The 22945-nt window shown below is 69.7% G+C and carries 22 protein-coding genes; 13 read left to right on the top strand and 9 right to left on the bottom strand.

Annotated elements, in window-relative coordinates:
• Nucleotides 1–141: 141 nt before the first annotated feature.
• Nucleotides 142–1149, top strand: a complete 1008-nt coding sequence (locus ASD93_RS03270) for a LacI family DNA-binding transcriptional regulator (RefSeq protein WP_056118486.1) — start codon at nt 142–144, stop codon at nt 1147–1149.
• Between the two features lie 317 nt (nt 1150–1466).
• On the opposite strand, the gene ASD93_RS03275 is transcribed toward ASD93_RS03270, so the two are convergent.
• Nucleotides 1467–2267 carry an IclR family transcriptional regulator gene (locus ASD93_RS03275; RefSeq protein WP_056118488.1) on the bottom strand — a complete coding sequence of 267 codons (801 nt, stop codon included), beginning with the start codon at nt 2265–2267 and terminating at the stop codon, nt 1467–1469.
• A 61-nt stretch (nt 2268–2328) separates the two neighbouring features.
• On the opposite strand from ASD93_RS03275, the gene hutH reads away from it, so the two are divergent.
• The 3 genes from hutH (at nt 2329) to hutI (ending at nt 6960) form a co-directional block, all read left to right on the top strand.
• Nucleotides 2329–3915: a histidine ammonia-lyase gene (gene hutH, locus ASD93_RS03280; protein WP_056118490.1), complete on the top strand. Its 1587-nt coding sequence runs from the start codon at nt 2329–2331 to the stop codon at nt 3913–3915.
• An 89-nt stretch (nt 3916–4004) separates the two neighbouring features.
• Nucleotides 4005–5681, top strand: a complete 1677-nt coding sequence (gene hutU / locus ASD93_RS03285; RefSeq protein ID WP_056118492.1) for a urocanate hydratase — start codon at nt 4005–4007, stop codon at nt 5679–5681.
• A 97-nt stretch (nt 5682–5778) separates the two neighbouring features.
• A complete protein-coding gene (gene hutI / locus ASD93_RS03290; protein WP_056118493.1) occupies nt 5779–6960 on the top strand; it encodes an imidazolonepropionase in 1182 nt (393 codons plus the stop codon).
• 152 nt (nt 6961–7112) lie between these two features.
• Here the strand turns inward: hutI and ASD93_RS03295 are convergent, their stop codons facing one another.
• From ASD93_RS03295 to ASD93_RS03320, 6 genes are all read right to left on the bottom strand, one after another.
• Complete coding sequence (locus ASD93_RS03295) at nt 7113–7583, bottom strand: SixA phosphatase family protein (protein WP_056118496.1); 471 nt, start codon at nt 7581–7583, stop codon at nt 7113–7115.
• Entirely contained in the window at nt 7580–8473 is an 894-nt protein-coding gene (locus ASD93_RS03300) for an agmatinase family protein (protein ID WP_082569130.1), read from the bottom strand. The genes ASD93_RS03295 and ASD93_RS03300 overlap by 4 nt, the downstream gene beginning before the upstream one ends.
• Before the next feature lie 226 nt (nt 8474–8699).
• Nucleotides 8700–9041, bottom strand: coding sequence for a gamma-glutamylcyclotransferase family protein (locus ASD93_RS03305; RefSeq protein WP_056118500.1), 342 nt, complete (start codon nt 9039–9041; stop codon nt 8700–8702).
• Nucleotides 9042–9295: 254 nt separating this feature from the next.
• A complete protein-coding gene (locus tag ASD93_RS03310; protein ID WP_056118502.1) occupies nt 9296–10567 on the bottom strand; it encodes a DUF445 domain-containing protein in 1272 nt (423 codons plus the stop codon).
• Nucleotides 10568–10764: 197 nt separating this feature from the next.
• Nucleotides 10765–11937, bottom strand: coding sequence for an acyl-CoA dehydrogenase family protein (locus ASD93_RS03315; RefSeq protein ID WP_056118505.1), 1173 nt, complete (start codon nt 11935–11937; stop codon nt 10765–10767).
• Entirely contained in the window at nt 11934–12692 is a 759-nt protein-coding gene (locus ASD93_RS03320) for an alpha/beta fold hydrolase (protein ID WP_056118507.1), read from the bottom strand. The genes ASD93_RS03315 and ASD93_RS03320 overlap by 4 nt, the downstream gene beginning before the upstream one ends.
• Before the next feature lie 201 nt (nt 12693–12893).
• Between ASD93_RS03320 and ASD93_RS03325 the strand changes: the two genes are divergently transcribed.
• Nucleotides 12894–13298, top strand: a complete 405-nt coding sequence (locus ASD93_RS03325) for a hypothetical protein (protein WP_056118510.1) — start codon at nt 12894–12896, stop codon at nt 13296–13298.
• A 196-nt stretch (nt 13299–13494) separates the two neighbouring features.
• Here ASD93_RS03325 and ASD93_RS03330 read toward each other — a convergent pair whose 3' ends face one another.
• Nucleotides 13495–14385, bottom strand: coding sequence for an intradiol ring-cleavage dioxygenase (locus ASD93_RS03330; protein WP_056118513.1), 891 nt, complete (start codon nt 14383–14385; stop codon nt 13495–13497).
• Nucleotides 14386–14501: 116 nt separating this feature from the next.
• The gene (locus ASD93_RS03335) at nt 14502–15707 is read right to left on the bottom strand and encodes an MFS transporter (RefSeq protein ID WP_056118516.1); all 1206 of its coding nucleotides are present in this window, start codon (nt 15705–15707) and stop codon (nt 14502–14504) included.
• Nucleotides 15708–16118: 411 nt separating this feature from the next.
• On the opposite strand from ASD93_RS03335, the gene nrdH reads away from it, so the two are divergent.
• From nrdH to ASD93_RS03370, 8 genes are all read left to right on the top strand, one after another.
• On the top strand, nt 16119–16352 hold the full coding sequence (gene nrdH / locus ASD93_RS03340; protein WP_056118519.1) for a glutaredoxin-like protein NrdH: 234 nt from the start codon (nt 16119–16121) through the stop codon (nt 16350–16352).
• A 3-nt stretch (nt 16353–16355) separates the two neighbouring features.
• Nucleotides 16356–16802 carry a class Ib ribonucleoside-diphosphate reductase assembly flavoprotein NrdI gene (gene nrdI, locus ASD93_RS03345; RefSeq protein ID WP_082569131.1) on the top strand — a complete coding sequence of 149 codons (447 nt, stop codon included), beginning with the start codon at nt 16356–16358 and terminating at the stop codon, nt 16800–16802.
• The gene (gene nrdE, locus ASD93_RS03350) at nt 16784–18940 is read left to right on the top strand and encodes a class 1b ribonucleoside-diphosphate reductase subunit alpha (protein ID WP_056118525.1); all 2157 of its coding nucleotides are present in this window, start codon (nt 16784–16786) and stop codon (nt 18938–18940) included. Before nrdI ends, nrdE begins: the two co-directional genes overlap by 19 nt.
• 49 nt (nt 18941–18989) lie before the next feature.
• Nucleotides 18990–19964: a class 1b ribonucleoside-diphosphate reductase subunit beta gene (gene nrdF, locus ASD93_RS03355; RefSeq protein ID WP_056118528.1), complete on the top strand. Its 975-nt coding sequence runs from the start codon at nt 18990–18992 to the stop codon at nt 19962–19964.
• A gap of 189 nt (nt 19965–20153) precedes the next feature.
• A complete protein-coding gene (locus ASD93_RS03360; RefSeq protein ID WP_056118531.1) occupies nt 20154–20333 on the top strand; it encodes a hypothetical protein in 180 nt (59 codons plus the stop codon).
• An 883-nt stretch (nt 20334–21216) separates the two neighbouring features.
• Nucleotides 21217–21375 carry a hypothetical protein gene (locus ASD93_RS15850; protein WP_157536847.1) on the top strand — a complete coding sequence of 53 codons (159 nt, stop codon included), beginning with the start codon at nt 21217–21219 and terminating at the stop codon, nt 21373–21375.
• A complete protein-coding gene (locus ASD93_RS03365) occupies nt 21368–22027 on the top strand; it encodes a M23 family metallopeptidase (RefSeq protein WP_056118535.1) in 660 nt (219 codons plus the stop codon). The genes ASD93_RS15850 and ASD93_RS03365 overlap by 8 nt, the downstream gene beginning before the upstream one ends.
• 150 nt (nt 22028–22177) lie before the next feature.
• Nucleotides 22178–22933, top strand: coding sequence for an alpha/beta hydrolase (locus ASD93_RS03370; RefSeq protein WP_056118538.1), 756 nt, complete (start codon nt 22178–22180; stop codon nt 22931–22933).
• The last annotated feature ends 12 nt before the right edge of the window (nt 22934–22945 follow it).

Raw genomic sequence — 22945 nt, forward strand, 5'->3', positions numbered from 1 at the left:
ATCGCGTTCGTTCGCAAACTTTGAACGATCAAAGTTTCGTGCGAGACACACGATAGGAAGGTCGCGACACTCCTGTCAAGGGGCTTCCGTGGCGCATAGGATGACGTTTCGAGCGATGACAGTCCGCGTGAGGGGGGTGCGATGACGAGGCTTCCCACTGTGGAGGACGTCGCCCTGGCGGCCGGCGTCTCGCGCCAGACGGTCTCGAACGTGCTCAACACCCCGGGGATCGTGCGGGCTTCGACGCGCGAGCGCGTCGAAGCCGCGATCGCCGAGCTCGGCTACCGACCCCACATGGCCGCGCGGCGCCTGCGCACGCGGCGCAGCTCGACCATCGGCATCCACCTCGACCCCTACGCCGGCGGGATCTCGGGCGTCGTGCTCGACCGGTTCGTCCATGCGCTCACCGAGCACGCGGGCGCGCGGGGCATGCGCATCCAGCTCTACGCCGCTCGCAGCCCCCAGGAGGAGATCGCGCGCATGGGCGAGCTCACCGAGGGCGGCGAGATCGACGCGGTCGTCATCACGGGGACGTTCCACGGAGATCCCCGCACCCGCTGGCTCGCGGATCACGGCGTCCCGTTCGTCGCCTTCGGCCGGCCCTGGGGCGACGACGACGTGGAGCAGCCCGCGCACCTGTGGGTCGATGTCGACGGAGCCGCCGGCACGCGCGCCGCGACCGCGCATCTGCTTTCGATCGCCGGCCTGCGCATCGCCTTCCTCGGGTGGCCCGACGGATCGGGAACCGGCGACGACCGCGAGCGCGGCTGGCGCGAGGCGATGGCAGCGGCACACGCGACCGGGGAGCGCCTCGCGTGCGAGGAGAGCGTCGGGCGCGCCCGCGCCGTCACCGCCGATCTGCTCACCCGCTCCGAGGTCGACGGCATCGTGTGCGTGAGCGACTCTCTCGCGATCGGCGCCCACCTCGCCGCCTCCGCAGCCGGACGCGCCGACCTGCCCGTCGTCGGGTTCGACAACACGCCTGCGGTGGAGGCCATCGGCATCAGCAGTGTCGAGCAGCTGCCCGAGCAGGTCGCCGCCGGTGTGCTGGAGCTGCTGATGGGGTCATCGGGGCGCATCGTGGCCCCGCGCGCCACCGCGGCGGGGGAGGCCCACGTGCTCGTCGAGCCGCGCCTCGTCGTGCGCTGAGGGTCCGTCACCCCTCACGAACGAAATCGGGGTGGGGGTAGGGGCGCGTCCGGTCTCGGCCGTTTGTGCGGGGGAATGCCCGCACCCTCCGGGCGTGTTGCGCGCATTCGCCCGCACAAGCGAAATCGGGGTGGGGTGGGGGCGCGTGCGGTCCCGGCCGTTTGTGCGGGGGAATGCCCGCACCCTCCGGGCGTGTTGCGCGCATCCGCCCGCACAAGCGAATCGGTGTGGGGTGGTGGGCGGTGGCCGGGGTGGGGCCAGGAGTCGGGGCGGGGGCGGGAGTTGGGTCGGGGTGGGGTGGGGGGCGGTGTCCGGTCTCACACCCTGCCGATGCGGCGCTCGAGTTCGCGGGCGGCGTCGCCGAGGAGCGCGGCGAGCTCTCCGGCATCGCGCTCGGCCTCTGACGGATAGGTGAGGGCCAGCGCGGCAGCCGGCCATCCCGCGTGGTCGCGCACGGCGATGCCCACCGAGCGGAGTCCGAGCGTCACCTCGCCGTCCTCCACCGCGTACCCGCGGGCGCGCACCTCGCGCAGCACGTCGCGCAGCTCGCCCGGGCGGGACGGACCCCGACCCGTGCGATCGGCGAAGGCCGAGGCATCCGGATACAGCGCCCGCACCTGCTCGCGGGGGAGCGCCGCCAGCATCGCGCGGCCCGTCGCCGTCAGGTGCGCGGGGAGCCGGACGCCCACGTCGGTGACGAGCGCCGGGCGCCGCGGCGCACGCTCCTCGACGATGTAGAGCACGTCGCGTCCGGTCATGACGGCGAGGTGCGCGCTCTCGCCTGCGCGGTCGGCCAGCGCTGCGACAAGGGGTCGGCCGAGGCGCGCGAGCGGCTGCTGCCGCGAGTATCCGCCGGCGAGCTCGAACGCGGCCGTCCCGAGCCCCCATCGGCGCTCGCCGGGGAAGTGGATGACGAAGCCGTGCGCCGAGAGCGCGTCGAGCAGGTGGTACACGCTGGACCGGGGGATGCCGAGCGTCGTCGCGATCGTGCTCGCCGCCACCGGGCCGCGCTGGCGCGCGAGGAACGACAGGATCCGCAGCGTCTGGTCGGCGGCGGGCACCTGCGGTCGCTCGGGGGAGGGCGGGTGGGTTCTTTCAAAAGCGAGCTTGTCTGGCATACCAGACACAGGATGCCATGTCCCGCTGTCGCGCGCCATCCGCGGGGTGTGGAATCGACGCATGACCACCGTCACCGACTCCCGCCCCGGCGTCGTCACCGTCGGCGCCGCACCCCTGCGCCCCGAGGACGTCGTCGCCGTCGCCCGCCACGACGCACGTGTCGAGATCGCCCCCGACGCCCGCGCGCGCGTGGCCACGGCCCGTGCCCTCGTCGAAGGGCTCGCCGACGACCCCGACCCGCACTACGGCATCTCGACGGGATTCGGTGCGCTCGCCACGACCTTCATCGCCCCCGACCGTCGTCTTCAGCTGCAGGAGAGCCTCATCCGCAGCCACGCGGCCGGCACCGGAGCCGAGGTCGAGCGCGAGGTCGTGCGCGCACTGCAGCTGCTGCGCCTCCAGACCCTGGCGACCGGTCACACCGGTGTGCGTCCGATCGTCGTGGAGACCTATGCCGCGATGCTCAATGCCGGCATCACGCCGATCGTGCGCGAGTACGGCTCGCTCGGCTGCTCCGGCGACCTCGCCCCGCTCTCTCACGTCGCGCTCGCGGCGATGGGCGAAGGACGCGTGCGCGATGCCGGGGGAGCCGAGGTCGACGCCGCCGACGCGCTGAGCGCAGCATCCGTCGTGCCACTGGTACTGCGCGAGAAGGAGGGTCTCGCCCTCATCAACGGCACGGACGGCATGCTCGGGATGCTGCTGCTCGCCCTCCACGATCTGTCGGTGCTCCTCGACACCGCCGACGTCGCCGCGGCCATGTCGGTCGAGTCGCAGCTGGGGACCGACGCCGTCTTCGCGGCGGACCTGCAGGCGCTGCGCCCCCAGCTCGGCCAGGCCGCCTCGGCCGCCAACCTGCGGGCCGTCCTCGCCGGCTCGCCGATCGTGGCATCGCACCGCGACCCGGCGGTGTGCACGCGCGTGCAGGACGCCTACTCGCTGCGATGCTCGCCGCAGGTGCACGGCGCCGCGCGCGACACCGCCGACCACGCGCGCCTCATCGCCTCGCGCGAACTCTCCGCCGCCGTCGACAACCCGGTGATCACGGACGACGGCCGCGTCGAGTCCAACGGCAACTTCCACGGCGCGCCGGTCGCCTATGTGCTCGATTTCCTCGCGATCGCCGTCGCGGACGTCGCGTCGATCTCGGAGCGCCGCACCGACCGCGCGCTCGACCCCGCGCGCAGCCACGGGCTGCCGCCGTTCCTCGCGCACGAGGTCGGCGTCGACTCCGGGCTCATGATCGCCCAGTACGCCGCCGCGGGGATCGTGTCCGAGCTCAAGCGCCTCGCGGTGCCGGCATCCGTCGACTCCATCCCCTCCAGCGCCATGCAGGAGGACCACGTGTCGATGGGCTGGGCCGCCGCGCGCAAGCTCCGCCGGGGAATCGACGGCCTCGCCCGCGTGCTCGCCATCGAGGTCCTCACCGGCGCACGCGCGATCGACCTGCGCGCACCCCTGCAGCCCGGCGCTGCCACCGGCGCGGTGCGCGACCTCGTGCGCACCGTCGTGGACGGACCCGGTCGCGACCGCTTCCTCTCGCCCGACATGGAGGCCGTGACAGCGCTCGTCGCCTCCGGCGCCGTGGCGCGGGCCGCGTTCCAGAACACGCCCGATGCAGCCACATCCCGAAATCAGGACATCTGACCAGCGCAGGACGATCCGCCCAGAAACATCCTGTGCCCGCCGGATCTCCTGATCCGGGCGAGGCGAGCACTGACTCGAAGGAGAGAACCATGACCACCACCTCGAACGCTCGCACGGTCCGCGCCCCGCGCGGCCCCGAGCGGACCGCCAAGAGCTGGGGCGCCGAAGCCGCCAAGCGCATGCTCATGAACAACCTCGACCCCGACGTGGCCGAGCACCCCGAAGACCTCGTCGTCTACGGCGGCACCGGCAAGGCGGCCCGCAGCTGGGAGGCCTACGACGCCATCGTGCGCACCCTCGACGAGCTCGAGCCCGACGAGACCCTCCTCGTGCAGTCGGGCAAGCCGGTCGGCGTCTTCCGCACCCACGAGTGGGCTCCGCGCGTCCTCATCGCCAACTCCAACCTCGTGGGGGACTGGGCGACGTGGCCGGAGTTCCGCAAGCTGGAGGAGCTGGGCCTCACGATGTACGGCCAGATGACGGCCGGCTCGTGGATCTACATCGGCACGCAGGGCATCCTGCAGGGCACGTACGAGACGTTCGCCGCCGTCGCGAAGTCGCTGGGCCGGGACGACCTGTCGGGCACGCTCACGCTCACCGGCGGCGCCGGCGGCATGGGCGGCGCGCAGCCCCTCGCGGTGACGCTGAACGGCGGCACCGTGCTGATCGTCGACGTCGACGAGTCGCGGCTCGCGCGCCGGGTCGAACACGGCTACCTCGACGAGTACACGACCGACCTCGAAGCCGCCGTCGCCCGCGTCGCCGCGGCGAGGGCCGCCGGCGAGGCGCTCTCGGTCGGCGTCGTCGGCAACGCCGCCGAGGTCTTCGGCGATCTGCTCCTGCGCCACCGGGCCGGAGACCTCGAGGTCGACATCGTGACCGACCAGACCAGCGCCCACGATCCGCTGGCCTACTTGCCGGTGGGCATCGCGTTCGAGGACTGGAAGGATGCGGCATCCGACGATCCCGAGGGCTTCACCGCACGCGCGCGCGGCAGCATGGCCAAGCACGTGGCGGCGATGGTGGGATTCCAGGATGCCGGAGCCGAGGTCTTCGACTACGGCAACTCGATCCGCGCCGAGGCGCAGCTGGGCGGCTTCGACCGCGCCTTCGCGTTCCCCGGCTTCGTGCCCGCCTACATCCGGCCGCAGTTCGCGGAGGGCCGTGGTCCGTTCCGCTGGGTGGCGCTGTCGGGCGATCCCGAGGACATCCGCAAGACCGACGAGGCCGTCAAGGCGCTCTTCCCCGACAACGCGGGGCTCGTGCGCTGGCTCGACAAGGCGAGCGACGCCGTGCACTTCGAGGGACTTCCGGCGCGCATCTGCTGGCTGGGCTACCAGGAGCGCCACCTCGCCGGGCTGAAGTTCAACGAGATGGTCGCCTCGGGCGAACTGTCGGGTCCGATCGTCATCGGCCGCGACCACCTCGACGCGGGCTCGGTCGCCTCGCCCTACCGCGAGACCGAGGCGATGGCCGACGGTTCCGACGCGATCGCCGACTGGCCGCTGCTCAACGCGCTGCTCAACACCGCGTCGGGCGCGGCGTGGGTGTCGATCCACCACGGCGGGGGAGTCGGCATCGGCCGCTCGATCCACGCCGGGCAGGTGACCGTCGCCGACGGCACGCCGCTCGCCGCCGAGAAGCTCGCGCGCGTGCTCACGAACGACCCGGGCACCGGCGTCATGCGCCACGTCGACGCCGGCTACGACCGAGCGAAGGAGGTTGCGCGCGAGCGCGGCCTCAAGGTGCCGATGCTGGACGCCTGAGCGCCGTCGATCTCCCGATTTCGCGCACAAGCGACGCTGGGAGTGGAGGAGATGGGGACATGAGGGCGAGAATTCGGGGCAGGGAAGGACGGACGCAGTGACGGCCACGCTGATCACGAACATCGGGGAGCTCACCACCAACGTCGAGCGCGACGGGGACAGGTGCGGCACCCTCCGTGACGCCGCGGTCCTTGTCGAGGGCTCGCGCATCGCGTGGGTGGGCGCGATGACGGATGCCGCGGCCGCAGCCGCCGCGCGGCGCGGGGCCGACGTCGTCGACGCCGCCGGGCGCGCCGTGATCCCCGGGTTCATCGACAGCCACACCCACCTCGTGTTCGGCGGCGATCGCGCGGACGAGTTCGAGGCGCGCATGACCGGCGTGCCCTATGCCGCCGGCGGCATACGCCGCACGGTCGCGGCGACTCGGGCGGCGACCGACGAAGAGCTGCGGGCTCGCCTGCGGGGATTCACGGCCGAGCTCTACGGCCAGGGAACCACGACCTTCGAGATCAAGACCGGCTACGGGCTCACGGTCGAGGACGAGACGCGCCTCGCACGGCTGGCGGCCGAGGTCACGACCGAGGTCACATTCCTCGGCGCGCACGTCGTGCCGGCGGAGTACGCCGACCGTCGCGAGGCGTACATCGACCTCGTCGTCGGGCCGATGCTCGAGGCAGTCCGACCGCACGCACGCTGGGTGGACGTGTTCTGCGAACGCGGCGCCTTCACGCCGGAGGAGTCGCGCCGGATCCTGACGGCCGGAGCCGCGCACGGGCTGCTGCCGCGCGTGCACGGCAACCAGCTCGGGCACGGCGAGGGCGTGCGCATCGCGGTGGCGGCGGGCGCGGCATCCGTCGACCACTGCACGTACCTCGACGAGGCGGACGTGTCGGCGCTCGCCGGCTCGGACACGGTGGCGACGCTGCTGCCGGGCGTGGAATTCTCGACCCGCCAGCCCTACCCCGACGCGCGCCGGCTGATCGACGCCGGCGTCACGGTCGCCCTGGCGAGCGACTGCAACCCCGGGTCGAGCTTCACGAGCTCGATGCCGCTCATGATCGCGCTCGCCGTGCGGGAGATGGGCATGACGCCCTCCGAGGCCGTCTGGGCGACGACCGCGGGCGGCGCGCGCGCCCTGCGCCGCGACGACGTAGGAGCGATCGCGCCGGGGATGCGGGCCGACCTGGTCCTGCTCGACGCGCCGACTCGCGTGCACCTCGCCTACCGGCCGGGTGTGCCCCTGATCGCGGGCGTGTGGAAGGACGGCGAGCGGCTCTAGCTGTGCATCTCGCGCGGCGTCGGCTCCGGGTCGACGTGCGGCGCGGGCAGGCGTGGGATGCGGGGTCGTCGTCCCGTGCTCAGCGCGGTGCGTTGAAGCTCAGTGCGGTGCGTCGGAGCTCAGTGCGGTCGGGCTCAGCGCGTCAGTCTGGCTCAGCGCGGTGCGTCGAACGTCCAGTCGGCGGGGTCGAGCGCGGTGGCGACGTCCCAGTCGTCTGCGTCCCACGTAAAGGTCGCCACGGCGCACGTCGGCATGTGAGCGATCCCGTCATCGGACAGATGCGCGGCGAGCATGCTCATTCCGGGGTCGTGGGCGACGATCATCACCGAGTCGACCCCGGACTCGACGGCGGCGGTGCGCAGCAGTGCGGCCCCGGCGCCGTAGAGCCGCTCCTGCAGCGTCACGGCGACCCCCGTCGCCGCGGCGAACGCATGCGCCGTCGTACGGGCGCGCAGCGCGGTGCTCGACAGGATGACGTCGGGGCGGAACACCGATTCGGCGTACCACTGGGCCATGCGCGGGGCATCGGCGCGACCGCGTTCGTTCAGCGGACGATCGTGGTCGTCCAGGAGCGGGTCGTCCCAGTCCGACTTCGCGTGCCGCACGAGAGCCAGCCGGATCATGAGCCGATGGCCTTCCCGGCGAGCAGCTCGAGCACGCACAGTGCCGCCAGTCGCACCGTGCGCCCGTCCGGGGCATCGGCGGTGGCGTCGACCTCGACGATGTCGGCGCTGCGGACACGCGCATCGGATGCCGCGGCCCGCACGATCGCGCGGAGCTCCCATGCGGCGAGCCCGCCCGGGACCGAGGCCGGGCAGCCGGGCGCCACCGAGCGGTCGCAGACATCGACATCGATGTCGAGGTGGATCGCTCCACCGCCGGCACCGGCGATCTCGAGGGCCTCGGCGACGACGTCGGCAGCACCGCGCCGCCGCACTTCGTCGAGGCTCACCACCGTGATCCCGAGGTCGGCGGCGCGCTGCGCGTACGCGACGGAGTTCGCGAAGTCGGCGATGCCGAGCTGCACGATGCGGCGCGGATCGAGACCGTCCTGAACGAGCCGGCGCACCGGAGAGCCGTTGGAGACGCCGTCGCGCAGGTCGAAGTGCGCATCCAGGGTGATGAGGCCGGTCGCGCCGGCGCCCTGAGCGACCGGGCAGGTCACGGAGTTGTCGCCGCCGAGCGCGACGACGAGCGCGGCATCCGCCGTCAACTCCGCCACGGCGGCGCGGACGGATGCCTCGCCCTCGGGCCCGTCGGGCGAGGCGATGTCGCCCGCATCGGCAATGCGAAGGCTTTCGGCCAGATCGATCGGCGGCGGGCCGAGCAGCGTCGGGCTGAAGCGCCGGAGCGCCTCGCGCACCGCCGCCGGCGTCGCGTGCGCGCCGGTCGGCGACAGCGACGTGCGCCACGCCGGGACGCCGAGCAGGACGGCATCCCAGCCGCCCGAGTCGGCGTCGGGGGCGGGCCAGCCGCCGGCTCGTGGCCACAGGGGATCGTGGGAGAGCGTCACGTTCCGAAGCTACTCCGATCCCGGGCTCGCACGGGGTTGCGCACGCATGCGCGTCGTGGTGTCGGCGTGCGCAATCCGGACAGATTGCCCGGTCGCGCGAGCGATGAGCCGCGGCGATGGCGCAGACAGCCGCGAGCACTCGAGCGTCTGGACCGCTCGCGCGAACGCGGAGCTCAGGCAGCCGCGTACACACGAGGGTCTGGGCCGCTCGGGCGAACGACAGCGCTCAGACAGCCACGTACACCCACGCGTCTCGACCGCTCGCGAGCCTTACCAGGACACGTCGGTAGAGGGCGACCTCGTACTCGTCGGAGGCATCCAGCTCGTCCTCTGTCACCCACAGCGCCTTCCCCACGACCTTGTCCAGCGCACTGCCGGTCGCGCGCACGATCGGATGCACGGATACGCCTGACAGGTCCACGACCCGCATGTCCTCGATCTCGGCGTAGTCGACCGTGTAGCCGGGAAGGACGTCGTCCTCGGCCGCGAGGAGCCGCCCGAACGTGTCGAGCTGGACATCGGGATTCTGGAGCGTCCCGTAGCTGAAGAGGAGCTGGTCGGCGGCCACGGCACCAGGCTAGTGCCGGACCCGCTCCCAGGCACCCGCCGCGACGTGAGACGTCACGTAATGGCACCGGGATCTCCGCCCAGGAGGGCGTGTGTGATCGAGAAGATCACGAGACCCGCCAGGGCGCCGGGATCTCATCCCAGGAAGGCGTGTGCGATCGAGAAGATCGCGAGACCCGCCAGGGCGCCGACATCTCATCTCAGGAAGGCGTGTGCGATCGAGAAGATCGCGAGACCCGCCAGGGCGCCGGGATCTCATCCCAGGAATGCGTGTGCGATCGAGAAGATCGCGAGACCAGCCAGGGCGCCGACGACCGTGCCGTTGAGCCGGATGTACTGCAGGTCGCGCCCGACCATGAGCTCGATCTTCTCGGTCGTCTCGTTCGGGTCCCACCGCTCGACGGTGTCGGTGATGATCGACGCGATGTCGTGACGGTACCGGTCGACGAGGAAGACGGCGGCGTCGGTCACCCAGGAGTCCACGCGACGCTGGAGGGCGGCATCCGTCGTCAACCGCTCGCCGATCTCAGCCAGCGCCGTCGCCGCGCGCCGACGGAGCGCGCTCTCGGGGTCGGCGAGCGAGGCCAGCAGCCCGGCCTTCGCGGTGTTCCACGCCTCGGCGGCGAGTTCGCGGATGCGCGGGCTGTCGAACACCGTCGACTTCGCGTCCTCGAGACGACCGATGGTGGCCGGGTCGTGCTGCAGGTTGTCGGCGAGGCGGTCGAGGTATCCGTCGATCGCCTGGCGCGCCTGGTGGTCCGGATCGGCGCGGACGGCGGCGACGAACTTCACGGCCTCGTTGTACACGGTGTCGTCGACCAGGCGATGCGCCACCGACGGAAGCCACGACGGCAGCCGCTTCGAGACGAGGCCCGTGAACGCGACGCGATTGGCCTCGAGCCACGCGCCGATGGTGTCGACGGCCATGTCGACCGCGCCGTGGTGGGCGCCCGATTCCACGATGCGCCCGAGCCAGGCGCCGAGCGGCGGTCCCCACTCCGGCGCGATGAGGTGCTCCCGCGCGAGGTCCTCGATGATGCCTTGGACATCGTCGTCGCTGAGCGCCTGCAGCACGCCGGAGGCCATGACGGAGGCCTCGGCCGCGATCCGCTCCGCATGGGCGGGTTCACTCAGCCACTCGCCGAGTCGCGCCGAGATCGCCGTCGCCTCGAGCTTCGTGCGCACGACGTCGCTGCGCAGGAACTCCGTCTCGACGAACTCACCCAGCGTGCGGCCGATCTCGTCCTTGCGGTTCGGGATGATCGCCGTGTGCGGGATGGGGATCCCGAGCGGATGCCGGAACAGTGCCGTCACCGCGAACCAGTCCGCGAGCGCACCGACCATGCCGCCCTCCGCCGCCGCGCGCACATACGCCAGAGCGCGCACCTGCGCCTCGAACGCGAACGACACCGCGAACAGGACCGCCATGCCCACCAGGGCGCCGAGCGCGACGCCCTTCATGAGCCGCAGGCCGCGGCGCCGCTCCTGGTCGGCCGGGCTCAGCAGAGCTGTCGGAGTGCGCGCCATGCCCGCCATCCTCGCACGCGCCTCCCGTGCCGGCAGGGGGCTTGCGGCGGGGCTCAGGCCTCCGACGGTCCCAGCCACGCGGTGGCGATCGTCGCGTGCTCGGCGCAGGGGGTGAGAGCGGGGGCTCAGGCGTCGAGCGGTCCCAGCCACGCGGTGGCGATCGTCGCGTGCGCGGCGCAGGGGGTGAGAGCGGGGGCTCAGGCGTCGAGCGGTCCCAGCCACGCGGTGGCGATCGTCGCGTGCGCCGACTCCGGATCGCTCGGGTGGAAGAGCCCGGCGAGCACGTCGCGGTATAGGCGACCGAGCTCATGGGAGGCGAAGTACGACGATCCGCCCGCAACGAGGACAGCGTCGTCGACCACGGATTTCGCCGTGACGACGGCCCGGTGCTTGAGGCCCGCGAGCAGCGAGAACCATCGCCCGCCGTGATCGGTGAGCCCATCGACGTCGCGTGCGAGAGAGTCGAGCTGCGGCGGCAGCGCATCGTAGGCGAGCGCCATTCCTGCGATGCGCCGGCGGATGTCGGGGTCCTGGTCGTACGCCAGCCCCGTCTTCTTCGAGGTGCGCGCGCCCGCCGATTCGACGGCAACCTCGAGCGCCCGCCGCGCGATTCCGGTGTACACCGAGGCGAGGAGGATCTCGAACACGCTGAAGATGCCGAACACCAGCGGATCGGGGTTCGGGCCCGGATCGATCCGCCGTGCGACGCGATCGGCGGGCGCGACGGCGCCGCGCAGCTCGGTCGTGCGCGACTGCGTGCCGCGCATGCCGAGGGTGTCCCAGTCGTCGCGCGTGACGACGCGGCCCGCGGCCTCCTCGGTCCGCGGGACGAAGGCGTAGACCATCTTCGGCGCGTCCGGCGACGTCGTGTCGAGGCCGTGAAGCCCGAGCTGCGTCCACACCGGGGCGAGCGAGGTGAAGATCTTCGTGCCGGAGAACGCGTAGCCGCCGCCGGGGAGGGGCGCGGCATCCGTTCCGCTCCCGAACAGCACCAGGTCGTTGCCCGCCTCACTTATGCCGAAGGCGAAGATCTCGCCGGCCGCCGCGCCTTCCTGAACGAACCGCAGGTCGTCGAAGCCTCGATCGGCGAGGACCTTGGCGACGCCCGTCCACACCAGATGCATGTTCACGGCGAGGGCGGTCGCGGGTGCGGCTCCCGCGAGTCGCTGCTGCAACGCCGATGCCTGGGCCAGGCCGAGTCCCGCACCGCCGAGCTCGCTCGGCACGAGGATCGAGAGGTAGCCGGCATCGCGCAGCTCGGCGAGGTCGGCGTCGGGGAAGGTGTTCTCGCGATCGTGGGTCGGAGCCCGGTCGCGGATGCGCTCGAGCAGGTCGTCCGGCAGGAACGCGGCGGCATCGAACGCGGTCATGCGAGGGCGTTCCGCAGGATCTCGATCGTCGCCTCGGGCTTGTCCCGGTGCGGCGAGTGCCCGGCGCCGGACACGACCGACATCGTGATCCTCGGGTTCGCGTGCACGACCGCCTCCGCGGGCTTGCCGGCGAAGATGCTGTACACCTCCGGGTCGGAGGCGATCACGTGGGTCGGCACGGCGAGGGCGGCCGCGGCATCCGTCACATCCCACACCGGGTTCTGGATGCTCGTCTGCTCGACGGCCCAGCGACTCGCCTGCTGAGCCGAGAGCGCCTTGAGCTCGACGTCCTGCTCGTGCCAGTGGGGGTGGCTCGCGCGCACCGCCCGCGCGGAGGGGGCGGCGAACGACTCCTCCTGGCTGGCGCGGACGACGTCGCGATCGTGGTCGGTGAGCGAGAGGGCGGGGTCGATGAGGATGAGGTGCCGCGTCCAGGAGGGATCGGATGCCGCCGCGAGCGTCGCCGCCGCGCCGCCGAGGGAGTGTCCGATCACGAGATCCCACGAGCCGCCGTCGCGAGGCTGGGCGGCGGCGAGGTCGGCGCCGTACGCGGCGAGGCTGTAGTCGAGCGTGCGGGGAGCCGTGCCGTGGCCTCGGAGGTCGACCGCGTCGGCGCGCCAGCCCGCATCGGCGAGGGCGATGCCGTAGCGCCACATCAGCGGCGCGTTCGAGCCGAGCCCGTGGACGAGCAGGGCGCGGCGGTCGGCGTCGGGGGCGCCCCACGAGAGGCGGGGGAGCGTCACGGCAGCAGGCATACCGCCATGCTACGGATCCGGCAGGACCCCCTGGCGCGTCGAGATTCGAGGAGACACGCCGGGATGCCTGGCTCGGGGGCGACCGCTGCGCGGCGAGTCTCCTCATTTCTCGACGGCGACGCTCGATGGTGGCTCTCGACGGCTGCTCTCGGCTCCGGGCTTCCCGGCCCCGGCCGTCCCGGCCGCGGGGACAATGGACCCATGATCTCGACCGACCTCGCCCTCGCCCTGCGAGACGCCGGCCTCACGTGGCGGCCGCGCTCGGGTGACCGGTTCCAGCTGGACGAGCCCGAGTTCGAGGCCGACGTGTTCACGGTGAGCGAGATGACGATCGAGCCGCGCGAGTACCCGACGGGCCACATCCTCGCCTTCAACGGGACGACCGAGTGGGCGCTGGATTCCGTGGCACTCGAGGACGCGCTGTGGCTGCCGCACGAGAGCCAGCTCCGCGAATTGCTCGGGCGCTCCTTCCGCGCGCTGCGGCGCCTGCCCGACTCGTTCGAGGTGGAGATCGAGCTCGCCGCCGAGGCCCGGGTCTTCGAGCACCCCGAGCCGGCCGATGCCTACGCGCTCGCGCTCCTGGAGCAGCTGCGCCGGCTTGCCTGACCGGGCACAACGTCGGCGATCCCGGCCATGTCGGACCGATTCCGGTCGCCGACGTGGGTGAGGAGCCCGATCTGCCGACGTTGTGCTCGCCGGGTGGGCGCTTCGCGTGATCAGACCCCGATGGCGAGCGAGGCGGAGTAGCCGGACGTCGATCCCGACATCGTCTCGGTGCTCGACGGGTGGGTGCTTCGCGTGATCAGACCCCGATGGTGAGCGAGGCGGTGTAGCCGGAGGACGCCGAGCCCGACATCGTCGCGATCTGGTGGATGCCTCCGTCGTCGCCGAACACGTTGTCGCTCTGCAGTGAGATCTGGGCCGCGTTGCGCACGCTCTGCTCGTACCCGCTCGTCGCGTACACCACGGCGTTCGTCTCGTCGGGCAGCGCCAGCTGCGACGTCTTCACGATCGGGCCCGAGGCGACGGCGGTCGCGACATCCTCGTACACCTCGAAATGGATGTGCGGCCACCGTCCGGAGTAGCACGCCGGGTAGATCGACGTGAAGCGCACGGTCCCGTTCGCGTCGGTCTCCTGCACGCCGCGCAGGTAGTTCTCGTTCTCCACACCCTGGCTGTACAGCGAGTACCGACCCTCGCGGTCGCAGTGCCACAGGTACACGCCGCGCCCGGCGAGCGCGGCGCCGGTCGCAGCATCGCGCACCGTCAGAGCGATCGTCAGCGGGACACCCTGCGCACGAGTGGTCGACGACCCGAAGCTCGAGCGGATGTCGCTGCGCACGATGCCCGAGTCGTCGAGCACGTTGACGCCGTTCGACCCATCGCCCGGGTACGGTCCTCCGGTCTCGTCCGGCACTTCGTCGAGGGGGACGGATGCCTCGGCCGTCGCGCTCGCCGAAGGTGTCGGCGTCGCGCTCTCCGATGCGGAGCCGGAAGACGACGGCGTGGCCGCGGCATCCGCTTCGCTCTTCGCGCCGCACGCCGCGAGAAGGCTCGTGAGGGCGACGCCACCGAAGATGCCCAGCGCCCGGCGGCGGTCAATGAGGGTGCGGATGTCGTACACGAGGCCGCGGTGGTCCTCGTCGATGATCTGGCCGTTCGCATCGGTCCAGCGGCTGTCGTCGTCTCTCATGGGGACGAGGCAACCGCACCAGGCTATGCGGCGGCTATGGGCCGGCTATGGCGTTTGACGAGCCCGCGGCCGGCGCCGGCGGTTCCGGGCGAGGCGTGAGCGGTGCCGGGGACCCGTCAGGTGATCGTGTGCACGGGCTCGGTGTCGGGGATGGGGCTGGCGTCGCGCCCGCGCAGGTCAGGGAAGCCGCGCACGAAGGCGATCGCGACGAGGAGTCCCGCCACGGCGAAGGCGGTCGCCGCGATGTAGGCGCCCGTCGGGCCGATGTCGTCGATGAGGAAGCCCGCGATCGCCGAGCCCGCCGCCGCGCCGATGAGCTGACCGGTGCCCACCCAGCCGAAGGCCTCGGCCGTGTCGCTGAACTTGACGCTCGCCGACGTCATCGCGAAGAGCACCGCCAGTGCTGGGGCGATCCCGATGCCGGCCAGGACGAGTGTGCCGCCCAGCCAGAACACGTTGAGCGACACGATCGTCAGGGCCAGGCCCACCGTCACGATCGCGAGGCGGCGTGCCATCGCCCATGGGCCGATCGGGATGTGGCCGAACGCCAGGCCGCCCGCGAGGCTGCCGACCGAGAAGAGGGCGAGCACGATGCCGGCCTCGAGTCCGCCGTGGTCGAACGTCGCCACGACGCCGGCCTCGACCGCCGCGCACGCGCCGATCAGCAGGAAGCCGACGACGGTCGCCAGGAGCACCGGCGCCTTGGTCAGCACCTTGCCGATGCTGCGGCGGCTGCGCGGAATGCGCACCCGGCCGACCTCGGGCGAGAGGACGAACCACGCGCCGCCGGCCAGGAGGATGACGACGATGAGCAGCAGGGCGGGCACGGTGCCGACCTGGGTCGCGACGATCGTGATGACGACGGGGGCGATGATCCAGATGATCTCCTGCAGCGACGCGTCGAGGGAGAACAGCGGCGTGAGCTGCTTCGCGGTGACGAGCTTCGGGTAGATCGTGCGCGCCGCGGACTGGATCGGCGGCGTCGTCAGCCCGCTGACGAATCCCAGCGCCATGTATCCGGGCACGGGCAGGGTGAGCAGCGCGATCGCCGTGATCGAGAGCGCGCACAGGATCATGGTGGTCGTGATCACCGGGCGCATGCCCCAGCGGCCCATCCAGCGACTGGTGACGGGGCCGGCGATGGCCTGACCGATCGACGCGGCCGCGAGCACGAGGCCGGCCGACCCGTACGAACCCGTGACGAACTCGATGTGCAGCAGGATCGCGAGGCTGGTCATGCCGTTCGGGAACCGCGCGGTGAGCTGGGCGGCGATGATGCGCCCGACTCCCGGAGTGCGAAGAAGATCCCGGTAGCCCGCCACGGATCAACGTTATCGCGGGCGTCGGACGAGTCGCCGCAGTCGGGTTCCGCGCGACGCGCCCGGGCGTCGGTGCGACACGCCGCGACACGCCGATGACACGCCGAAGAGCGTCATCCACAGGCAGATCGGATGTCGGAACCCCCGCGTAGCGTCCCACCTGTGGACAGCCTCGATCGGGGCGGCCGAAATCCCCGTGATTCAGGCTTTTTCCAGGTTCGGAATCAGGTGCCCTCCTGTGGATGAAACGGTGGAGAACCTGTGTTGTACATGGGGAGAGCGGTGGAAAATCACACAGATGTAACTACTAGCCCTTGTGGTGCTACCGGATGTCGGTACCCACATGTAGTGTTGGTCTCCCGGCGGGGGCCTGCCGGAGAATCAAGCAGATGTGAGGGGAGAGACAGGATCAAAATGGCGATCACCGTCTACACCAAGCCAGCGTGCGTGCAGTGCACGGCGACCTACCGAGCACTGGACTCGAAGGGCATCGAATACGAGATCCACGACCTTTCCGAGGACCCTTCGGCCCTCGAGCAGGTCAAGGCGCTGGGCTACCTTTCGGCGCCGGTCGTCATCACCGATGAAGACCACTGGTCGGGCTTCCGTCCCGACAAGATCGACGAGCTCGCCTCGCGTCTGGCCTGACCGATGTCTGTCGTGGCGCAGCGCGTCGCGACAGACGTGCCACTCCTCGTCTACTTCTCGAGCGTCTCGGGCAACACGGCACGCTTCATCGAGAAGGTGGGAGCACGGGCGGTGCGGATTCCGCTGCACTCGACGGAACCGCCGCTCCAGGTCGACGAACCCTTCATCCTCGTCACACCGACCTATGGCGGAGGCCAGGGCCGAGGCGAGGAGCAGGGCGCTGTACCCAAGCAGGTGATCCGGTTCCTCAACGACGAGCGCAACCGGCGCCTGATTCGCGGAGTGATCTCCGCGGGCAACACCAACTTCGGCGAGCACTACTGCCTCGCCGGCGACATCATCAGCCGCAAGTGTCATGTGCCGCACTTGTACCGGCTCGAGGTATTCGGCACGCCTGAAGACGTGGAACGCGTGAGCGAGGGATTGGAACGATGGCAGACGCTGCAGTGACAGAGAAGGACTTCAAGACCGAGGTGCGCTTCGAGGGCATGGACTACCACGCCCTGAACGCGATGCTCAACCTCTACGACGCCGACGGGAAGATCCAGTTCGACGCCGACAAGCGTGCGGCACGGGAGTATTTCCTGCAGCACGTCAACCAGAACACGGTGTTCTTCCACTCGCTCAAGGAGCGCCTGGACTACCTGGTCGAGAAGGAGTACTACGAGCCCGAGGTGCTGGCGAAGTACTCGTTCGACTTCATCCAGAAGCTCAACGACTTCGCGTACGGCAAGAAGTTCCGCTTCGAGACCTTCCTCGGCGCGTTCAAGTACTACACGAGCTACACGCTGAAGACCTTCGACGGCAAGCGCTACCTCGAGCGCTTCGAGGATCGCGTGGTGATGACGGCTCTCGGGCTCGCCGACGGCGACGAGAAGCTCGCCACGAACCTCGTCGACGAGATCATCTCCGGCCGGTTCCAGCCGGCGACGCCCACGTTCCTCAACGCGGGCAAGGCGCAGCGCGGTGAGCTCGTCTCGTGCTTCCTGCTGCGCATCGAAGACAACATGGAGTCGATCTCCCGCGGCATCAACTCGTCGCTGCAGCTCTCCAAGCGCGGCGGCGGCGTGGCCCTGCTGCTCTCGAACATCCGCGAGTCGGGTGCCCCGATCAAGCAGATCGAGAACCAGTCGTCGGGCATCATCCCCGTCATGAAACTGCTCGAAGACAGCTTCAGCTACGCCAACCAGCTCGGCGCGCGTCAGGGCGCCGGAGCGGTGTACCTCAGTGCGCACCACCCCGACATCATGCGGTTCCTCGACACCAAGCGTGAGAACGCCGACGAGAAGATCCGCATCAAGACGCTCTCCCTCGGCGTCGTCGTGCCCGACATCACGTTCGAACTCGCCAAGAACGGCGAGGACATGTACCTCTTCTCGCCCTACGACGTCGAGAAGGTCTACGGCGTCCCGTTCGGCGACATCTCGGTCACCGAGAAGTACCGCGAGATGGTCGACGACCCGCGCATCAAGAAGACGAAGATCAACGCGCGCGAGTTCTTCCAGACCCTCGCCGAGATCCAGTTCGAGTCGGGCTACCCGTACATCATGTTCGAGGACACGGTGAACAAGGCCAACCCGATCAAGGGCCGGATCAACATGTCCAACCTGTGCTCCGAGATCCTCCAGGTCAACACGCCGACCACGTACAACGAGGACCTCTCGTACGCCCAGATCGGCAAGGACATCTCCTGCAACCTGGGCTCGCTCAACATCGCGCTCGCGATGGACGGCGGCGACCTCGCGAAGACGGTGGACACCAGCATCCGCGCCCTCTCCGCCGTCAGCGACCAGAGTCACATCGCCTCGGTGCGCTCCATCGAGGACGGCAACGACCGTTCGCACGCGATCGGCCTCGGGCAGATGAACCTGCACGGCTACCTCGCTCGCGAGCACGTGCACTACGGCTCGGAGGAGGGTGTCGACTTCACGAACATCTACTTCTACTCCGTGCTGTTCCACGCCCTCACGGCGTCGAACAAGATCGCCATCGAACGCGGCGAGACCTTCGACGGGTTCGAGGACTCGACCTATGCGTCGGGGACGTTCTTCGACAAGTACATCGACGAGGCCTGGGTGCCGGCGACCGAGAAGGTGGCGTCGATGTTCGCTGGTCACCACATCCCGACGCAGGACGACTGGCGGGCACTGAAGGCCTCGATCCAGCAGCACGGCATCTACAACCAGAACCTGCAGGCGGTGCCCCCGACCGGCTCGATCTCGTACATCAACAACTCGACGTCGTCGATCCACCCGATCGCGGCGAAGATCGAGATCCGCAAGGAAGGCAAGCTCGGCCGCGTCTACTACCCGGCGGCGTTCATGACGAACGAGAACTTGGAGTACTACCAGGACGCCTACGAGATCGGCTACGAGAAGGTCATCGACACGTACGCCGCCGCGACCCAGCACGTCGACCAGGGCCTGTCGCTCACGCTGTTCTTCAAGGACACCGCGACCACGCGCGACATCAACAAGGCTCAGATCTACGCCTGGCGCAAGGGCATCAAGACGATCTACTACATCCGCCTGCGTCAGATGGCGCTCGAGGGCACGGACATGTCCGAGTGCGTCTCGTGCACGCTGTGACGCTGCGTTTCGACTCGCTTCGCTCGCTCAACGACCGATAGAAGGAACCATGGCTGAAAAGCTCCAGCTCCTGGATCACGTCCAGGCCATCAACTGGAACCGCATCCAGGACGACAAGGACCTCGAGGTGTGGAACCGCCTCGTGAACAACTTCTGGCTGCCCGAGAAGGTGCCGCTGTCCAACGACATCCAGTCGTGGAACACGCTGACGCCCCAGGAGCAGACGCTGACGATGCGGGTGTTCACGGGTCTGACCCTGCTCGACACGATCCAGGGCACGGTCGGCGCCGTGTCGCTCATCCCCGACGCGATCACGCCGCACGAAGAGGCGGTGTATACGAATATCGCGTTCATGGAGTCGGTGCACGCCAAGTCGTACTCCTCGATCTTCTCGACGCTGTGCTCGACGAAGGAGATCGACGAGGCGTTCCGCTGGTCGGTCGAGAACCCGAACCTTCAGAAGAAGGCTCAGATCGTCATGGAGTACTACCGCGGCGACGAGCCCCTCAAGCGCAAGGTCGCCTCGACCCTGCTGGAGAGCTTCCTGTTCTACTCGGGCTTCTACCTGCCGATGCACTGGTCGAGCCGCGCCAAGCTCACCAACACGGCAGACCTCATCCGCCTCATCATCCGTGACGAGGCGGTGCACGGGTACTACATCGGCTACAAGTTCCAGCGCGGGCTCGAGAAGGTCGACGAGGCCACGCGCAACGACATCAAGGACTACACGTTCTCGCTGCTGTACGAGCTCTACGACAACGAGGTGCAGTACACGCAGGACCTCTACGACAGCGTCGGGCTGACCGAGGACGTCAAGAAGTTCCTGCACTACAACGCGAACAAGGCGCTCATGAACCTCGGGTACGAGGCGATGTTCCCGGCGACCGTGACCGACGTGAACCCGGCGATCCTGTCGGCCCTGTCGCCCAACGCCGACGAGAACCACGACTTCTTCTCGGGCTCGGGCTCGTCGTACGTCATCGGCAAGGCCGAGGCCACCGAAGACGAGGACTGGGACTTCTGACGTGACGTGACATCGCGTGACCCGGGCCGCGCTGTCCGGGATCACGCACAACGACAAGGCCCTCGGCCGGTCACCCTCACGGGTGATCGACCGGGAGCCTCCTCCGGCCGAGGCATAGGCGAGACGACGCGACCGCCGACAACCCGTCCACTGCACGAGGCAGTGACGCATGGCCACTACTGTCGCCTCATGGACAACATGGGCGAGACGTTCCTGGCCGCGTTCTTTGAGGGGGCCTCCTACGCCCTCCGCTCGTTCTGGGAGGCGATGCTCGCGAACCCCTGGCTGTTCCTCATCGTCGTGGTGCTCGTCGTGCTCGCCGTCGCGAACCAGCTCACGCCCCGCCGTCGACGCCGCGGCGCCCGCTGACGCCCCGGTGGCCACGCACTCGGCTCTGTCGGATCATCGCTCCATGACTTGAACGAGGACGGCCTTCCGCGGCGTTGTTTCGTTCACCTCAAGGATTGATGCCCCGCCACGCCCGGGCATCGTAGGGTGGTCGCGACGTCGCATCGCCCGAGGCCGTCCCCAACTGCCGCTCGAGGGCACGCACCACCCCAGGGTGCGAGCCGGACCTGTCCCCAACAGGCCCGGCGTCGCGACCGTCCGGTCCCCTCGGGCTGCTTGGTTGGTGCCTGGCTGGCTCGAGGGGGCTGTTTTTGCGCGAGCGGAAAGCTCGCCGCAAGTAGGTGTTACCCAGGTGCGAAAGCCTCGCGGAACGAGATCCCCAGAACCTCCCCAGCGTCCCGCTCGGCGTCGCTGCAGGCAACGGTACCTGTCCCCCATTCGGGGGACAAGCTGATTCCGCGGATGTTTCCTCAAGATTCCCAGAAGACCTCGATATTCGCTTTCGTGCGAGGCTGACGACGATGTCGAACACCCCCAGCAGACTCGTCGTCGATGGGGACTGGAGACCTGCTCGATTTCGAGCGCGCATGGCCGCGGCACGGCGGGATCACGCACAACGATAAGGCCCTCGGCCGGTCGCCTCTCGGGTGATCGACCGGGGGCCTCGCCGTTCGCGGTGCCCTCACGACGAGACCTCTGGCCTCGCCGCCGATCCAGGAGGATGATCGTGGCGGGGGCCCCCTCGAGGCGCGTGCTGTCCGGCGCGCCACGACGGCGTTCCCGGCGCGGTATCAAACGGGGCGCGAAGGCGTTCCTCCACTACGCCGCCGATGGTTCCGGAGGGGAGCCCGGCGATCGGTCGGCACAGCATTCTCATCTCAGCGCACAGAGGGAAGGCTCATCCATGACGATCCCGAAGGACGAATTCGAACCGATCGAGCCGGACGAAGAGCCGTTCGAGCCCATCGAGCCGGACCCCGATCCTGGTGAACCGACCGACGAGGCCGGCCGCCACGGATACGGAGCGACGCCGGACATGACCGAGCAGGCCGCCGATGGGTAAGCTCGCCAGCCTCCCGATGCCGTACTGGAACTGGTACACGTACAAGAAGCACACCGGTCTCGACTGGGCGCAGGGGAGAGGCACCCCGATCCGGGCGATCGCCGACGGCTACATCTCGTTCGCCGATCAGTGGGGCCCCCGCGCGGCGGGGACACGAACCCTGACGATGCCCTCCCTCGGCGGCTTGAAGTTCATGATGTGCCACCTCGACGACCCCGGCGCGGGGCCGCGGGTGGGCACGCGCGTCAGGTGCGGCGACATCGTCGCCTTCGTCGGGAACTCCGGACTCTCCACCGGACCGCACCTCCACGGGGAACTGTGGCTCAACGGCGTGCGCCAGAGAGGGTTCGACTGGTTCGACCTCGAGAACTGGCTGGGGAAGAACGGCACACGCGCATCCCGAGGCGGTGACCTCCGCCCGCACAAACCGATCATCATCGAGAGGGAGACGGAAATGATCCTCATCGCTCAACGCAAGGACGCCGGCCTCGCCAAGGGCCGCTACAACCCCGACACCGGCCGGATCCGCGAGATCAGCAAGTCCGAGAACGAGCTGCTTCGCGGCGCGCAGGCCGCGGGCGCGGGCGCCAACGTGGTCTACTCCACGGTGTCCAACGAGGCGTACGCGAAGCTGGTCACCGGCAAGAAATGACAGGGGCGGATGCCGCGGCATCCGTCTTCTTGCAGCTCGCGCACGAAGGGCTTGACCCTGACGCAACGTCAACCCGGCACGCTGGATCACATCCAGGAACGAAGGGGAGACGCCATCATCACTCGAACCTCTGCCTCGACGTGGACCGGGATGGTTCCGGTCGACGACACTGCCCTGGCCGTCACCGATTCCGGGGGCTCCGGGACTCCGGTGATCTATCTCAACGGCCAGTTCGCGACCCAGGGCTACTGGCGGCGGGTGATCGCCGAACTCGGTCCCGGCTGGCGGCACATCACGTACGACGAGAGGGCCCGTGGACGCACGTCCGGACGCTCGGCGGACTACTCGTTCGAGGCCGCCGTTCGCGATGTCGACGCGGTACTGGACGCGCGACGTGTCGATCGAGCGCTGGCCGTGGGGTGGTCGTACGGCGCTTTCGTCGCCGCGCATTGGGCGAGCCGCCATCCGCACCGCGCGATCGGCGCGGTGCTCGTCGACGGGGCGCAGCCGCACGACTGGCTCACCGACGACATGGAGCAGGGGATCCGAACCGTCTTCCGTCGACTGCACTGGCTGACAGTGCCGCTTCGCGTGACCGGACTCACGCCGCGCATGACGGCGGGCGAGATGGCCGAGTGCAACATCGAAGTCGGCAGGCTCGCCCGGGAACGCGAACTCGGTCCGGTCATGGATCGGATCACCGTGCCGACACGGTACGTCCTCGCGTCGGGAACGTCGTTCGGCAGTACGGGGGACGGGCAGGAGAGGATCCGCGCCAGCGTGCCCGCGGTGGTCGAACGCAACCCGCACATCGAGATCCACGCCAAAGTCGCGAGCAACCACGGCGCGATCCTCCGCAAAGACTTCCGCACGATCGCCGAAGCCGTCCGCGGCGTCGCCGGGTGAGGCATCCTGGAG

The sequence above is a fragment of the Microbacterium sp. Root180 genome (genome assembly GCF_001428485.1).
In the GTDB taxonomy this organism is placed as follows: domain Bacteria; phylum Actinomycetota; class Actinomycetes; order Actinomycetales; family Microbacteriaceae; genus Microbacterium.

Excerpts from the sequence above, each read along its gene's own strand:
- ASD93_RS03295 (WP_056118496.1), bottom strand. The coding sequence starts at position 7,583 with ATGATCCGGCTGGCTCTCGTGCGGCACGCGAAGTCGGACTGGGACGAC.
- ASD93_RS03370 (WP_056118538.1), top strand. The coding sequence starts at position 22,178 with ATGGTTCCGGTCGACGACACTGCCCTGGCCGTCACCGATTCCGGGGGC.
- ASD93_RS03310 (WP_056118502.1), bottom strand. The coding sequence starts at position 10,567 with ATGGCGCGCACTCCGACAGCTCTGCTGAGCCCGGCCGACCAGGAGCGG.
- hutH (WP_056118490.1), top strand. The coding sequence starts at position 2,329 with ATGACCACCGTCACCGACTCCCGCCCCGGCGTCGTCACCGTCGGCGCC.
- nrdH (WP_056118519.1), top strand. The coding sequence starts at position 16,119 with ATGGCGATCACCGTCTACACCAAGCCAGCGTGCGTGCAGTGCACGGCG.
- nrdI (WP_082569131.1), top strand. The coding sequence starts at position 16,356 with ATGTCTGTCGTGGCGCAGCGCGTCGCGACAGACGTGCCACTCCTCGTC.
- ASD93_RS03365 (WP_056118535.1), top strand. The coding sequence starts at position 21,368 with ATGGGTAAGCTCGCCAGCCTCCCGATGCCGTACTGGAACTGGTACACG.
- ASD93_RS15850 (WP_157536847.1), top strand. The coding sequence starts at position 21,217 with ATGACGATCCCGAAGGACGAATTCGAACCGATCGAGCCGGACGAAGAG.
- ASD93_RS03270 (WP_056118486.1), top strand. The coding sequence starts at position 142 with ATGACGAGGCTTCCCACTGTGGAGGACGTCGCCCTGGCGGCCGGCGTC.
- ASD93_RS03330 (WP_056118513.1), bottom strand. The coding sequence starts at position 14,385 with ATGAGAGACGACGACAGCCGCTGGACCGATGCGAACGGCCAGATCATC.
- ASD93_RS03325 (WP_056118510.1), top strand. The coding sequence starts at position 12,894 with ATGATCTCGACCGACCTCGCCCTCGCCCTGCGAGACGCCGGCCTCACG.
- nrdF (WP_056118528.1), top strand. The coding sequence starts at position 18,990 with ATGGCTGAAAAGCTCCAGCTCCTGGATCACGTCCAGGCCATCAACTGG.
- ASD93_RS03320 (WP_056118507.1), bottom strand. The coding sequence starts at position 12,692 with ATGCCTGCTGCCGTGACGCTCCCCCGCCTCTCGTGGGGCGCCCCCGAC.
- ASD93_RS03360 (WP_056118531.1), top strand. The coding sequence starts at position 20,154 with ATGGACAACATGGGCGAGACGTTCCTGGCCGCGTTCTTTGAGGGGGCC.
- nrdE (WP_056118525.1), top strand. The coding sequence starts at position 16,784 with ATGGCAGACGCTGCAGTGACAGAGAAGGACTTCAAGACCGAGGTGCGC.
- ASD93_RS03275 (WP_056118488.1), bottom strand. The coding sequence starts at position 2,267 with ATGCCAGACAAGCTCGCTTTTGAAAGAACCCACCCGCCCTCCCCCGAG.
- ASD93_RS03315 (WP_056118505.1), bottom strand. The coding sequence starts at position 11,937 with ATGACCGCGTTCGATGCCGCCGCGTTCCTGCCGGACGACCTGCTCGAG.
- hutU (WP_056118492.1), top strand. The coding sequence starts at position 4,005 with ATGACCACCACCTCGAACGCTCGCACGGTCCGCGCCCCGCGCGGCCCC.